Origin of the sequence: Vibrio rotiferianus CAIM 577 = LMG 21460, assembly GCF_002741985.1 — a bacterium.
Taxonomy (GTDB): Bacteria; Pseudomonadota; Gammaproteobacteria; order Enterobacterales; family Vibrionaceae; genus Vibrio; species Vibrio rotiferianus.
The window spans coordinates 59,500-75,052 of record NZ_APHW01000102.1 but is presented as its reverse complement, the minus strand read 5'-3'; the positions used below and the strand labels follow the sequence as shown (position 1 = coordinate 75,052).

The 15,553-nt window shown below is 46.5% G+C and carries 7 protein-coding genes; 1 reads left to right on the top strand and 6 read right to left on the bottom strand.

Annotated elements, in window-relative coordinates; genetic code table 11:
* Positions 1-4 precede the first annotated feature (4 nt).
* The 6 genes from B853_RS18345 to B853_RS18320 all read right to left on the bottom strand — a co-directional run bounded on the left by B853_RS18345 (position 5) and on the right by B853_RS18320 (position 12,012).
* Positions 5-2,065, bottom strand: a complete 2,061-nt coding sequence (locus B853_RS18345; RefSeq protein WP_038883255.1) for an alpha-amylase — start codon at positions 2,063-2,065, stop codon at positions 5-7.
* A gap of 292 nt (positions 2,066-2,357) precedes the next feature.
* Complete coding sequence (locus B853_RS18340; protein ID WP_038883253.1) at positions 2,358-3,389, bottom strand: leucine-rich repeat domain-containing protein; 1,032 nt, start codon at positions 3,387-3,389, stop codon at positions 2,358-2,360.
* Between the two features lie 574 nt (positions 3,390-3,963).
* Entirely contained in the window at positions 3,964-4,641 is a 678-nt protein-coding gene (gene mtgA / locus B853_RS18335; RefSeq protein WP_038883251.1) for a monofunctional biosynthetic peptidoglycan transglycosylase, read from the bottom strand.
* 183 nt (positions 4,642-4,824) lie between these two features.
* Complete coding sequence (gene glgB / locus B853_RS18330) at positions 4,825-7,038, bottom strand: 1,4-alpha-glucan branching protein GlgB (protein WP_038883320.1); 2,214 nt, start codon at positions 7,036-7,038, stop codon at positions 4,825-4,827.
* A 223-nt stretch (positions 7,039-7,261) separates the two neighbouring features.
* Positions 7,262-9,442 (bottom strand): 4-alpha-glucanotransferase, encoded by a 2,181-nt coding sequence (gene malQ, locus B853_RS18325; protein WP_038883248.1) that lies wholly within the window; start codon positions 9,440-9,442, stop codon positions 7,262-7,264.
* 116 nt (positions 9,443-9,558) lie between these two features.
* Positions 9,559-12,012, bottom strand: a complete 2,454-nt coding sequence (locus tag B853_RS18320; RefSeq protein WP_038883247.1) for a glycogen/starch/alpha-glucan phosphorylase — start codon at positions 12,010-12,012, stop codon at positions 9,559-9,561.
* A 670-nt stretch (positions 12,013-12,682) separates the two neighbouring features.
* Here B853_RS18320 and malT point away from each other — a divergent pair.
* Positions 12,683-15,391 (top strand): HTH-type transcriptional regulator MalT, encoded by a 2,709-nt coding sequence (malT, locus tag B853_RS18315; protein ID WP_038883246.1) that lies wholly within the window; start codon positions 12,683-12,685, stop codon positions 15,389-15,391.
* Positions 15,392-15,553: the final 162 nt, after the last annotated feature.

Genomic DNA, 15,553 nt, shown 5'->3' with positions numbered 1-15,553 from the left:
CTAACTACTTAGCACGTCCTACAAACGCCACAACGACTTTGTCATTGCCAAGCGAACGAGAGAACACGTACGCGCCTTCTTGTTCAATTACTTGATGTTGACCTGCACCAATCGCTGGGTGCGCTTTACGGAACTGGCCAAGGGTTTGCCAGTGCTTGAGCAATGCGTGTTTGTCATCCGACAATTTCCAAACCATGTCAGAACGCGTACCTTGGTGGAAGTCATCCGCGTAAGGACCAATGTTACGACCAACTTCGTCACCGTAGTAAACCTGAACCGCACCTGGACTTAAGAGCAATGCATTTGCCGCGTTACGTTGCATACCATAGTCTTTGAAACGCGCAAAGAACAACTCCGTATCGTGAGAAGACATATAGCTCACTGGGTTGAAGTCTTTCTCGTTAGCAATGGTATCCGCGTAGCTTTGGTAGGTGTCTGCCATTTGGCTAAAACACGCCGCACCTTTATCGAGCTTCTTCTGCATATCGAAGTTAATCAACGCATCAAAGCCATCGTCAAAGTATGGGCTGCGATAAGCGGTATGCCCCCATACTTCTCCCATCATCCAGAATGGCTGACCCGATTTGCCGTTCTCTTTGCGCCACTGTTCAAGGCTGCTTGATGCCTCTTCTTTCAAGCGTTTCCACACATCACCTTCAACGTGCTTCACCGTATCAACACGGTAACCATCAATACCAAAGCGTTTCACCCAATCAGTTTGCCACTCAATCAAGTAATCCGAGACGGTGTAATTGTCACGCGCCTCTACGCGAGTACCAGGGTTATCCAATAGCCACTGCGCTGGCTTCACGGCTTTGTCTGATTCGGTGATAAAGTCAGGCAAACCCGCCAATGACATGGTGATATCACTGCTGCCCGGAGCTGGGTATCCCGGTAGACCTGTTCTTACCCAGTCACCGCCCCACCATTTCGCCCAGTTTGGACTCTGGTAATCAATATTCTGGTGGTAGCTATGCCAATTTTCACCCGCTTTTGGTTGCCAATCACCCCACTTCTTAGGTAGGTCAGCGTTTGGTTTTAACACCTCAATACCGTCAAATTGCAAATCGGCTAACGTTGAGTAGCCAGTGTGGTTGATTACTGCGTCCATCAAGACTTTGAGGCCACGTTTATGCGCCTCTTCCACCAGCACTTTAAGGTCATCTTCGTTACCAAAGTTCTCATCAATCTTGGTGAAATCACGCGTCCAGTAACCGTGATAAGCGTAGAATGGGAATGAGCCGCTATCGCCACCACCAACAAAGCCATGCACTTGCTCGACGATTGGCGATAGCCAAATAGCATCGGTACCTAGACTCTTGATGTAATCCAGTTTCTCGATCACACCTTTTAGATCACCACCGTGGAAAGTGCCGATTTCCTCTTTGCCGTCTTTCTTGCGTCCATAGCTGTTGTCATTGCTCGTATCGGCGTTGTTAAAACGGTCGACCATCACGAAGTAAATATTGGCATTACGGTAGTCGAACGGCACTGCTTCTTTGGTTTTCTTCACTGGCTCTAGTAGCACCAAACCGCCAGAACCTTTACTTGGCGTCAGCGATACTTGTTGATCTTTCACTTCCACCATCTGACCCGAATAGGCATCACGTAACTTCGTACCGTCAGGGAAGCTATTGCCCAGTGCGATGGTGACTTCCCCACCTTGGTACACTTCACATTGCACTTGTGGAATTGGACGTTTGAATTCAGTCTTTGCGGCTTTCTTGGGTTCACGCTTAAAACGCAGTGTTTTTGCTTCTGCATCAAAAGCGAAAGAGTAATCACCCGTAAAGCGGATTTTTAATGGCAGTTCCGTAGGCTTACCGCAGTTCAACGCGATAGGCTTGTTAAACTTTACCTTTTGACCATCAGGTGCAACGCAGTCGCCCTCAACGCCCGTAATTTTGAGCGTGTAGCCATCTTTGGTTAATGGCACAACCAGAGGTTGCTCAGCACTTAATGGAAAGTCTCGACTGTTGGTCGTGGTAGAAATGGTGATGTTTGGCTCGGCGATGGCACTTGCCGATGCAAGCAATAAGGTAGTCGTAATCAGATTCAGTTTCATCGTTCAGTCCATTGGTGCGCATAGGCGCAGTATTCGTGTTGTAGTTTTATTCACACTAATAGTAAATGGATGAAAAACTGAGCACATCATTCTGAAAGGCTACGCCCTAAAGCTTGTGACACTTCACATTTTGCTTTGATTGGGGCGTAGTTCTATACGAGTTGACGGGGCACATTTTAGAGTGTGTGACACATGATGGTTTGGGGGATTGGTGAACTCATAGGTTTGGGGAGTGGATTAATCGCATTCCGTTAAATAAAAGTGGTCAGTATTTTACTGACCACTTTTTGGTTTATTCGACCAAAGTGAATCCCTTGATTGTGCTTTGGTTTCTTAGGTAGGTGATAGTCGCATTTGGCAGCGTGGCTGAAGAAATGTTCACTTCTTCTAGTTTATTTTGGTTATCGATGTTCAAGTCATTGAGGCTCAGGTACCCAAGTGTAAGGTGGGTCAGATCGACGTTATTGCTGATATCAATTTGAGTGACGTTCTTGGCCCAAACGGTCAAATAGCTGAGATTGGTTAGCGCACTTACATCTAGGGTTTGCAGCTTATCGCCTTCAAGCGAAAGGTAACTAAGTTCGGGGTTGTTGCTCAAATCAACATGACTTGAAGCAGGTACCAGAGACATGAGCGTCACGTTTGGAAAGTGGGTCAATTCTAGATTTATCTCGGTATTAAATAGGCGCAGGCTATCGAGTTTCACCATGGTGGAGCTGATCATTGCGTCTAATTGAGAATCTTCTGCGGCAAAACTAAACAAGTTTGGGGCAATGGTTAGATCCATCGATCGCAGTTGGGTGTTACTGATGTTTATTCGCGACAGCTTGGTGTATTCACTGCGCCAGTCGATTCGAGTGAGTGGATTGTGCGCTGCGGTAAATTCAGTGAGATCTTTCAATCCAGTCAGATCGAGCGTGGTCAGGTCATTTTCATCAAGGTTAAGGTGCGTTAGGCGCTCACCGTCTGGCAGGCTGACTTGAGTCAATGCATTCGCTTCAACATTGAGTCGTTCTAGTTTCGACAAATTGCTCGCATCTATTTCCGTTAGTTGATTGTAGCCAAGTTCAAGCGAGGTAAGGCTGGTTAATTGGTCGAGGCCCCAAACCGAGGTGATGCCAGTCCCTGTGCAGTTCAGTTGGTGCAGATCTTCAACGTACTCAATTTCGTTGTACACCGCTTCCGTGGCGATGCATTCTGCAAATCTTACGTCGTTAAAAGAAAGGCTGATGAGTGGGGTTTTTGTCGCGTTTGGATCACCGCTGTCAGAGCCGCCACAGCCGAACAGGGCGAGGGTGATGAGTGGGAGAAGAGCATTACGCATACTATCGTTCCTTGTTGGTATTGTTGTTGAATAACGGTCAGATGGCGGCAAGAAATGGGGTTTATTTTCTGCGTTTGGCAGTCGTTAGAATACTTCGCGTACAAGTTGAACTTGATCACCTTCCTTTGGCGAAAGGAGATATGGTTTCAGTGAGTTACTATATCGATATGATGAAGTGTTTACAGTGATATTTTGCGATTCGCCGAGTCAGTTCGCAAACAGCGCCGTTAACGAAGAAGCATCCTGCCGGTTTTAGACAGGAGTCATGAATTGGCGACAGGATGCTTAATACTAGATTGCAGCGCGTGCTTTGAGCACGCGTTGCCACACGGCGATGCTCATGAGATTGATGTTCTCTTCACTGTACGTGCGGCTGATACGCTTAATGGTTGATAGCATAGCGTTGTGACCAAGCGATTGAGAAAAGCGCGTGTCGAGATAGCAATCGCGCAGGCTATCAATGTGCTGACAGTCTTCAATGACCGATTCAATTGTAACCGCTTCACGTAATGATTCTTTTGCACTAATAACGGCGTCAAGCAGCTTGTATGCGATTTGGGGAGCGAAAAGACAACTAAAGCTGCACGCTGCCTAGGTTACGCATTTGGGTCAGCGCCCAATTGGTGCGGTGTTGGGTGTAGTTAGTGTGCGGATACACTTTAATTTTGTAAGGATTCGGCAGGACCACTGCCAATCTTGCCGCTTGCCATTGGGTCAGTTGGCTTGCATGAATGCCGTAATAGTTTTGCGCTGCCGCTTCGATACCGTAGATACCGGGACCGAACTCCACCACATTCAAATACACTTCGAGAATGCGTTCTTTACTCCACATCGCTTCCATCAACAGGGCAAAGTAAAGCTCGTACGCCTTGCGCACATAAGAGTGTGAAGGGAACAGAAAGACATTCTTCGCTGTTTGTTGAGTAATCGTGCTAGCACCACGAGAAGGTCCATTCTCACCGGCTTGTGAAATAACTTTGAACAACGAATCAAAGTCCACCCCATAATGATGCGGAAACTTCTGATCTTCCGTTGCCATCACTGCCAGTTGGATGTTTTTTGAAATCTCAGACAGTGGCACCCACTCTTGTTGGCTACTTTCTGGGTACCCTTCTGGTGGCGAGATCATGCGACTGATCTTCCATCCCCACACTGGTGGATTAACGTATTTGACGAAGCCCACCAACAACACGGGAGTCAGTAACAAAACCAATGAAATTTTGAATAGAAACAACTTCAGTCTTTTCAGCATGCTTTATTTGCCTAACCAGAGTAAGGGGTACGCCACTGATGAATCTCTATTTGTGGCTGTTTAATTAAATGGGAGCGAAGATTGCCTGATTCAAGGTAGAACAACAAGTTTGCAAGGTCAAAAATTGGTTAAAAAAAGCCCGATTTACAATGTAAACCGGGCTTACTGTTTGATTAATGATAGCTATTTAATCAGTTTGTAGAATACCGTCGATAGCGGTGGCAAACGTAACTCAAGAGACTGAGGTAGCGACTCGCTTTCTACTTCTTCTGTTTCTAATCGGCTTACCACTTCAAAACCGCTGCCGTCGTATTTCGCATCGTCTGTGTTTAGAAGAAGCTCGTATGTACCTTCCATTGGTACGCCTAAACGGAAACGCTCATGCGGCACTGGCGTGAAGTTGCTGATCACTAATACGCGTTCGCCATCTTGGCTGATACGTTCGTGCGCAAGAATGCTTGCTTCCGCCTCATCCTGTAGACGCCATTCAAAGCCAGCTGGCACGCAATCTTGATCGTGCATCGCCGCTTCGTCGCGGTACAAGTGGTTCAAGTCTCGAATCAGTGCTTGCACGCCTTGGTGGCGACCAAACTCCAGCAAGAACCACTGTAGCTGGTCATCGTGGTTCCATTCTGCGGTTTGACCAAGCTCTGCACCCATGAAGTTTAGCTTCTTACCCGGTTGACCATACATGTAGCCGTAGTAAGCACGTAGGTTGGCGGTTTGTTGCCACTCATCACCTGGCATCTTGTTGTGGATCGAGCCCTTGCCGTACACCACCTCATCATGAGACAGCGACAGTACGTAGTTCTCGCTGTGTGCGTAAACAAGCGGGAACGTGATGGTATTGTGGTGGTATTTGCGATGAATAGGATCTTCTTGGATGTAAGAAAGACTGTCGTGCATCCACCCCATATTCCACTTAAAACCGAAGCCTAAGCCACCCATAAAGGTTGGCGCAGATACACCCGGGAATGCCGTCGATTCTTCCGCAATGGTCATCGCATTCGGGAAGTGTTTGTAGACCTCTTCGTTCATCCACTTCAGAGTTGCGATCGCATCATAGTTCTCATTGCCGCCATCCGCATTCGGGATCCATTGATCATGGCTGCGTGAGTAATCAAGGTAAAGCATCGAAGCCACTGCATCTACGCGAATGCCATCAATGTGGAATTGCTCGAACCAGTACAGCGCGTTAGACACAAGGAAACGACGCACATGTTCACGACCTAAATCGTAAATGTATGAGTTCCAATCTTGATGCCAACCACGACGCGGATCTGGATCGTGGAACAGTGGTGTGCCATCAAAGTTCGCTAAGCCATGATCATCCGATGGGAAGTGTGCAGGAACCCAATCCAGTACTACACCAAGACCCGCTTGGTGACACGCATCAACAAAGAATTTGAAATCATCAGGTGAGCCGTAACGACTCGTTGGCGCAAACAAACCTACTGGTTGGTAACCCCAAGAGCCAAAGAACGGGTGTTCAGAAACTGGCATTAGCTCAACGTGGGTGTAGCCCATGTCTACAAGGTAAGGTACTAATTCAGCGGCCAGTTCACGATAGTTTAAGAAATCACCATCTTCATTACGCTTCCAAGAACCTGCGTGCAGCTCGTAGAAAGACAGTGCTTCATCACGCTTTTGCGTCACTGCACGGTTCTGCCATTTCGCGTCTTGCCATTGGTAACGGTTGTGATCGTAAGTGATCGATGCGAAAGATGGGTATTGCTCTGAGTAGAAGCCCCAAGGATCTTGTTTGTGAGGAAGCCCTTCCCCATTCGGACCTTTGAGCTCAAATTTGTATTGTACGCCCTCTTCCAAACCAGGAATAAACAAGCCCCAGATACCGTAGTCTAGGCGTTGCATTGGATGACGACGGCCATCCCATTGGTTGAAGCTGCCCACTAAGCTAATTGCCGATGCGTGAGGTGCGTAAACCAAGAAGCGAACACCAGAGATGTTTTCACCACCACGCTCTAGGGTCACAAATTGCGAGCCCATATAGCGGTACATGTCTTTTGGTGTATGCAGGTGTTCATATTCTTGGTAAATGTTGTGGTACTGGTAAGGATCGTCGATCAACTGTTCAACGCCATTCCAATCCACGGCAAGTTGGTAATGAGTCAGGTTTAAGTCGTGGTTTTCTTTTAAAATAAAACCACTTTCGCCTTCGCGCTCAAGTGCAACGCGGGGTTCACCAGTGACGACTAGCTCGACGTTATTTGCACCCGGCATCCACACACGTAATGACCCTTCGCCGTCATCAATGAATGGACCAAGCGACGCAAATGGATCTGAGTAAGCCGCCTGAGATAATAGTTCGTAAGCACGTTCGTGGTTTTTCTTTACCTTAGTTTTCAAATCTTTCTCCCTAGCCCCGATATTCTCCATATATTTTCGAACATCGGTTTCCACAGCCAAACGTTGTGAATTCACATAAAAGACTCTGTTATCGAATTTAACAGCGTCAAAAAGCAAAAATGCCCGCTATTTTTGCGGGCATAATAACGGTACTTCATCCTAACGGATTGTGCCGGTTCAATGAGTGACCTAGGCTTTACTTTCGTACCTCGGTACAATTAATTTAAGTAATTGCTACATCACTCATTTCACCTTATTTGCTCGCTTTCGCGCGCACTTCAGTTAGGCGCTTAGAAATACGATTTACGTCTTCACGGCTGAAGATTTCATCTAGGTTCATCGACAGTTTACGACGCCAGTTCGGGTACTCATTTACCGTACCAGGAATGTTGACCGGTTGATCCATTTCTAGCCAGTCTTCAAGTTGAACACTCAACAGTGCAGAATCACCCGCAGCCACGTGCAACTGCAACGCTTCACTTAGGTAAGTATCCATCGGCACATATTGTGCGTCATGACCAATACCTTCTGGTAGGTAACCATGCCAACGAACGCTGTCTAGGATGCCTTGTTTGCACTTCAGACGGTCATCAAACAAGCCTTCTAGTTGCTCTTCGTCAGGGTATAGACCGATCTCACGACCCATCTTCAAGTCATCACAATGCCAGAAGCCACGTAGGGTTGGCATATCGTGCGTACACAGTGCTGACATAGACTGTTCAGCGTAATGCTTCGGAGAAATAAAGCCGCCGTCATCTTTTGATGTTTCGAAAAAGAACACTTTGTACGAGTGAACACCTGCGTCACGAAGGATACCCACGATTTCATCAGGCACTGTACCCAAATCTTCACCGATAACTGAACACTGATGACGATGTGACTCAAGTGCTAGGATTGCTAGCATGTCTTCAACTGGGTAGTACAGGTAAGCACCTTCAGTTGCCTTCTCACCTTTTGGAATCCACCACAGACGAAGTAAACCAAGTACGTGGTCAATACGAAGTGCACCACAGTGTTTCATGTTCGCACGTAGTAACTTGATGTACGCGTCGTAACCGGTCGCTTCCAACACTTGTGGGTTAAGCGGTGGTAGACCCCAGTTTTGACCAAGAGGGCCAAGGATATCTGGTGGAGCACCAATACTAGCGTCCAGAACTAGGTTGCCATCATCAGCCCAAGTTTCGCTGCCTGAATCCGCAACACCAACAGCCAGGTCACGGTACAGACCAACCGTCATACCTTTTTCTTCAGCTAGCGCTTGTGCTTCTTTAATTTGATCGTCAGCGATCCACTGCAAGTACATGTACAGGTGAACACGTTCTGCGTTGTCTTTGATGTACTTCTGAGTGGCTGCAGAATCAAATGTGCGGAACTTCTCAGGGAATACCGGCCAGCCCCAAACGCTTGAATCTTCAGCATGCAGTTCACCGTGTAGCGCATCGAATGCTGCTTGGTGAAGTAGGCTTTCGCCGCCAAGTTCTACAAACTCTAGGAATGCGCGCGCGCGATCAGTATTCTTGTCTAGATGACGTGCTTTGAACTCGCTAAACAGCAGCGGTAAAACACTCATCTTGAGTTCAGACACTTCGGTGTAGTTCACCCAGTGTGAGTCACGAGCTTTTTGCAGACGTTGCTGGAACTCTGCGCTGCCAACACGTTGCTGAGCTTCTGCACTTAACGCAAATTCAGGCACTGAACTTACGTCGATGTACATGATGTTCAACCAACGACGAGAAGACGGGCTGTATGGGCTCGCACCTTCTGGGTTCGCAGGGAACAATGAATGAATTGGGTTCAAACCAATGAAGTCACCGCCACGCGATGCGATGTCGCTTACCAACTGCTTAAGGTCGCCAAAGTCACCGATACCCCAGTTGTGCTGAGTGCGCAGTGTGTAAAGCTGAATGCTTGGACCCCATAGCTTTTTGTGTTGGTTTAAATCTTCTTGTTTGAAACACGCTTTCGGTGTGATGATCAGCGACATTTCGTAAGGAGTCTTACGACGTTTACGACTGATGATCAGTTTGTGGTAACCCCATGCCAAGTTCTTTGGCAATGCAAACACTAGAGGGCCACCCTCAGCTCGTTCATCACGAACAATTTGCGACTGAAGATAGCCTTCAAGTACCTCTCCTTGTTCTGTTTCTAAACACCAGCTAAATTCACTCTCACGAGCACTCGTACCTAGGTTTAGTTCCACTTCGACAGGATCGCCGTCGCGTAAAACAAGAACAGGGGCTAGTACGTCTTTTTTATGTTTTCGTTCAGCAGAAGCCAATAGCTTCTCATCGCTGCTAGTATCGTAGCCAAGTGAAGTGAGCAAGCGGCGTAGAGTCTCTTCAGAAACTTTTGCTTCGTCTCCCCACGCGCTGACGTAGCTGTCAGCCAATCGCGCCATGTCTGCGACTTTCTTTAATGCTGTTTGTTCTTTCATCGCTTTCTCCGAAGGTAATACCAACACCTTCCATGTAGGGTTTTATTGTTATCAATAATTTATCTTTGAAATGACCAAAGGTAGCGCTCGGCTACCTTGGTCTTAACTGGGTTCTATTAACGTTTTACCGCTTCAAGTTTCCAGATGTTGTTCACATAGTCTCGAATCGAGCGGTCTGATGTGAACTTACCAACTAGGGCGGTGTTAAGAATTGCTTTCTTAGCCCAGCCTGCTTGGTCTTTGTATTGTTTGCCCATTTCTTCATGCGCTTTCACATAAGATGCGAAGTCAGCAAGACATAGGTATGGGTCACCGCCATCTAGTAGGCTATCGAATGTAGCGCGTAGCAGGCCTGGTTGACCTGGCGTGAACTCGTCACCTGTTAGTAGGTCTAGAGACGCTTTCAGTAGGTGGTCAGCATTGTAGTAGTCGTATGGGTTGTAGCCAGCAGCTTTCGCTGCTTTTACGCCTTCAACGTCTAGACCGAAGATGTAGATGTTCTCGTCGCCCACTTCTTCACGGATTTCAACGTTCGCACCATCCATCGTACCGATAGTTAGCGCACCGTTTAGAGCCATCTTCATGTTACCAGTACCAGATGCTTCTTTACCCGCTAGCGAGATTTGTTGAGAAACGTCCGCTGCTGGGATTAGCATTTCAGCCATGCTTACACGGTAGTCAGGGATGAATACAACTTTCAGCTTGTTGCCAATGCGTGGGTCGTTGTTGATCTTATCTGCAATCTTGTTAATCGCGAAGATGATCTCTTTCGCTAGGTGGTAACCTGGCGCCGCTTTAGAGCCGAAGAAACATACGCGTGGAGTACACTCGAAGTTTGGATCGTTGATAATGCGGTGGTATAGAGACAAGATGTGTAGCAAATCAAGTTGCTGACGCTTGTACTCGTGCAGACGCTTGATCATCACATCAAAGATAGCGTTAGTATCTAGCTCGATACCCATGTTCTCTTTAACCCAATCCGCTAGGCGCTGTTTGTTTTCTTTCTTAACAGCCATGAATTCTTTTTGGAATTTCGCGTCTGTTGCGTACTTGGCAATACCTTCTAGTTGCTCAAGTTTCGCTGGCCACTCAGAACCAATCTTACCAGTGATAAGGTTAGATAGACCTGGGTTACAGAACTTCAACCAACGACGAGGTGTAATACCGTTTGTCACGTTATGTAGACGAGTTGGGTACATCTCGTGGAACTCTGGGAATAGGTCTTTCTTAACTAGCTCAGAGTGAAGTGCTGCTACGCCGTTAACTGCGTAAGAACCGATTACACATAGGTTAGCCATGCGAACCATGCGGTGGAAACCTTCTTGGATGATAGAAAGCTTAGCTTGCTTCTCACCGTCACCAGGCCACATCTTACGAACTTCTTGTAGGAAGCGGTGGTTGATTTCAAAAATGATTTCCATGTGACGTGGAAGTAGACGCTGAATTAGCGACTCAGACCAAGTCTCTAAAGCTTCTGGAAGTAGTGTGTGGTTCGTGTAAGCGAACGTGTTTGCACTGATTTCCCATGCCGCTTCCCAAGTTAGGCCTTTCTCGTCTACTAGGATGCGCATTAACTCAGGGATAGCGATAGTTGGGTGCGTATCGTTAAGCTGGATAGTCTCTTGCTTAGGTAGATCCGCTAGCGAGTAGCCTGCTGCTTCGTGGCGACGTAGAATATCGCGTACAGACGCTGCTGAGTGGAAGTACTGTTGCATTAGACGCAGTGTTTTACCTTTCTCGTGGTTATCGTTCGGGTAAAGCACTTTTGTGATGTTACCTGCGTCGATCAGCGAGTGCTGAGCTTCGAAGTAATCACCGTTGTTAAAGCTCTCTAGTGAGAATGGTGCAATTGCTTGACATTCCCAAAGGCGTAGAGGGTAAACCGTGTCTGATTCGTAACCTACGATAGGCAGATCCCAAGGCATTGCTTTTACAGACATGCCAGGAACCCATTTACGAACTTCTTTACCGTTCTCGTTTACCACTTCAACGTGACCGTAGAAGCCGATTTCTTGCGCAAGTTCTGGACGAGCCACTTCCCATGGGTAGCCTTCTACACCGCGCCATGCGTCTGGAGCTTCTTGTTGACGACCATCTTTGAACGACTGTTTAAACAGACCGTATTCGTAGTGCAGGCCGTAACCTACTGTTGGAAATTCTTGAGCGGCACATGAATCCATGAAACATGCTGCTAGACGACCAAGACCGCCGTTACCCAATGATGGGTCGCGTTCTTCTTCTAGAAGGTCTGTTAGGTTGTGACCTAGTTCAGCCATTGCTTCAGTGATCTCTTCGTAAAGACCCATGCTGATTAGGTTGTTACCAGTCAAACGACCGATAAGGAATTCTAGTGAAAGGTAGTTAACGCTTTTCGCTTTTTGGATGCGAGGGTCAGCTTCAGTAGCAAGCAAATCACAAGTAGTGAATTCAGCCAGTGCACGACCCATTGCTAGGTACCATGCGCGGCTGTCTGCGTTTTCAATAGTGTGTGCGTAAGTCACTGATAGGTGTTTCTTTACGCTTTCTTGGAACGACTTCTTGTCAAATTTTTTCTGTTGAGTAGGTTTCATTAAGAAATTCTCACGTCTTGTATTAATTCATCTGCCATACATCCTGCATTTCCCCCTGTGAATAAACATCCTCCTATTTCTCCTCCTTAACGGGAGTAGGAAGTAGGGCGTAGAGAGGGGACCATTGCGAAGTTAGTGATCCAACTCTCAACACAAGGCTCATTTAACGAGTTCTTAGTGATTAGGATCACATCACATCGTTACTAAGATTACTTTTTCAAAGTGACGATATTTATTACGTCATTTTTGCTTGTTGTAAAAACTGTCTGTTCGATCACACAAAAACAGCGAATAAAACCAAACTTCCTTTAATATGTGCGCAACTGTGCCTATACACGTTCACTACATTCGATTTTAAAGTGAGCCAAATCACAAATTAAGGGCGTAGTTGGTGGCAATTGCATCAACTCTTGAGAATTAGGAAGTGGATCAAAGTAAGAGACATTTCGGATGTCGTAACATCCACAACACATAGGAAAGTAGTATAAATATTAATCAACGCTGCCCGTTTACGTTCGTTTAAGAATTATTTTTCGCTAGCTCATGTACCTAAGTGATCTCTAGCCACATTTTTAGTCGTGCTACATCCACGAGATGAATAGGCACCTTGTGGCAATAAAAAGTAAAAACGGATTGATTGCTAGATACGCATAAACAAAGGACATATAAAATGTGGATCCCTTCTAAACTTACTCGCCCAGGACGGTTGCATAATGCCATTGTTCGCCCAAGAGTATTGGACCTACTACAACAAGCGCCCTTTTATAAGCTGGTTTTATTTCGTTCACCAGCAGGTTACGGAAAAACCACTATGGCTGCTCAGTGGCTATCAGATAAGCCAAATGTTGGCTGGTACAGCATAGATGACAGTGATAATGATGGCTTTCGTTTCGTCAATTACCTTTTGCAAGCACTGAACAAAGCAACTAATCACAACTGCTCGAACTCTCAGAAACTGGCGGAGAAGCGCCAGTTTTCATCATTGCGCTCTTTATACAGTGAAGTTTTCGCCGAAATGGCCGATTTCCAGCAAGAATGCTACATCGTTTTGGATGACTATCACCTAATCACTAATGATGAAGTCCACGAGTCCATGCGATTCTTCCTCAAGCACATGCCAGATAACCTTACTGTCGTCGTAACCAGTCGCGCAAATCCTCCTTTGGGTACCGCAAACTTACGTGTTCGCGACCTGATGATCGAAATTGGCAATGAAATGCTGGCGTTCGATATCGAAGAGACCACTCGCTTCTTCAATCAACGAATCGAGGACGGGATTGATGAGGACACCGCAAATAACCTACGTACCTATGTAGAGGGGTGGCCTTCAGCACTTCAATTGATTGCCCTCCAAGCCCAGCACCAAAATCGCACGCTGGCGCAAACAGTCGAATCAGTGTCTCAGTTTAACCATGCCCACTTATGGGATTACCTCGTTGAAGAAGTATTCGACTTGCTAGATTCAGAAACGCGTCATTTCTTAATGCAAGTATCGGTCCTTGACCACTTCAACGACGGACTAGTGTTTGCCCTAACACAACGTGAAGATGCGCTGGGGATGATCGAGTCATTAAACCGTTACGGCTTATTTATCTACCCACTCGAAGGCGAGCATAATTGGTTCCGTTTCCATAACTTGTTTGCAGAATTCTTATCTCACGAACGTTTAGCTCGCATTCCTCAACAAGAAAAAGATCTTCACCGCAATGCTGCCGTCGCGTGGCTGCAACAGAAAGCGCCTCACCAAGCGATTCATCATGCTCAAAAATCGAACGACAAAGATCTCGTTGTCGAAATTCTTAACGAGTTTGGCTGGAAGATGTTTAACCAAGGTGAGCTAAGCACGCTAGAGTCAGCAATTAATCAACTAGATAGCGACCTGCTATTTAGTCACCCTAAACTCACCATGCTAAGAGCGTGGTTGGCACAAAGTCAGCACCGTTACAATCAAGTCGGTCAGCTACTAGCGGAAGCAGAAGAAGAGCACAGTAAACGCGACATTGAACTGGATATTCATTATCAAGGACAAGCCAATGCGCTACTTGCTCAAGTTGCCATTAACAGCAACCAACCAGAACATGCGCTTGAACTCGCAGAATTGGCATTAAGTCAGTTAGACCACACCGTCTATCGTAGCCGCATTGTTGCAACCTCAGTCGTGGGTGAAGTAAACCACGTGCTCGGTAAACTCGACCGTGCTTTACCTATGATGCAGCAAACAGAAAAGCTAGCGCGTCAATATCAAGTTTACCATCAAGCACTTTGGGCTATTCTGCAACAAAGCGAAATCTTAATTGCTCAAGGCTATGTTCAAGCTGCATTTGAATTGCAAGACTCAGGTTTCCGTTTGATTGAAGATCAACAACTGCAACATGTTCCTTTGCATGAGTTCTTACTTCGTATCCGAGCACAAGTGCTGTGGTGCTGGAACCGCCTAGATGAAGCAGAAGAGTGCGCTTACAAAGGCCTACAAATCCTAGAAAGCCATTCACCGAGTAAGCACTTACACAGTTACTCAATGTTGGCACGAATCGCCATTGGCCGCGGTGAACTGGATAAGGCAGGCAAGTTCATCGAGCACATGCAGCATTTGATGAAACAATCGACTTATCACGTAGATTGGATGGCAAACGCCTCGTTATCTCTGATTTTGTTCTGGCAAGCACGTGGTAACACTGAAGCAATTCAAGAATGGTTAAACTCGGCAGTGAAGCCAGAGGCCGCATGCAACCATTTCTCTCAACTCCAGTGGCGAAACATCGTTCGTGCCCATATCAATTTAGGCCAGTATGATGACGCTCGACAAGCGCTTGATTTCCTACAAAGCGAAGCGTCTCGAGCAAATTTGATCACAGACACTAATCGCAACTTAGTGGTTGACGCGGTTTTGGCGGCTAAGCAAAAAGATGAAGAGAAAGCAAAAACGCTACTTAAAGAAGCGTTAGTCATGACCAATCAAACAGGCATGGTGGGTAATTTCCTCATTGATGGCGCAACCATTGGTGTTCTACTTGAAAAGCTCAGCCTACGTCATGAGCTAGGCGATCTAGAACGCCATCGCGCTCAGCAATTGATGAAAGACATTTCTTCAAACCAGCGCAGTCGCTCGATTCACTTTGATGAAGACTTTATTGAGAAACTGGTGAACCACCCGAACGTACCAGAGTTGGTCCGTACGAGCCCGCTGACTCAACGTGAATGGCAGGTACTTGGCCTGATTTACTCAGGGTTTAGTAATGAGCAAATCGCACAAGAACTTGATGTCGCTGGCACGACTATCAAGACTCACATTCGCAACTTGTACCAAAAGCTAAATATTGCCAACCGTAAGGAAGCAATCGTGACAGCTGAGAACTTGTTGCAACTAATGGGTTACTGATTTAGCGGATTAAATAAAGCGTAAACATAAGGGTTGGCGTAATGCGTCAGCCCTTTTTTATTACTCAATAATCTTTGAAAAGTGCAAATTGCAAAGCACGTAAGAAACGTTGTACATATATACCCAAGTAACCTCAAGATGACTAGGGATACAACAGGCAAA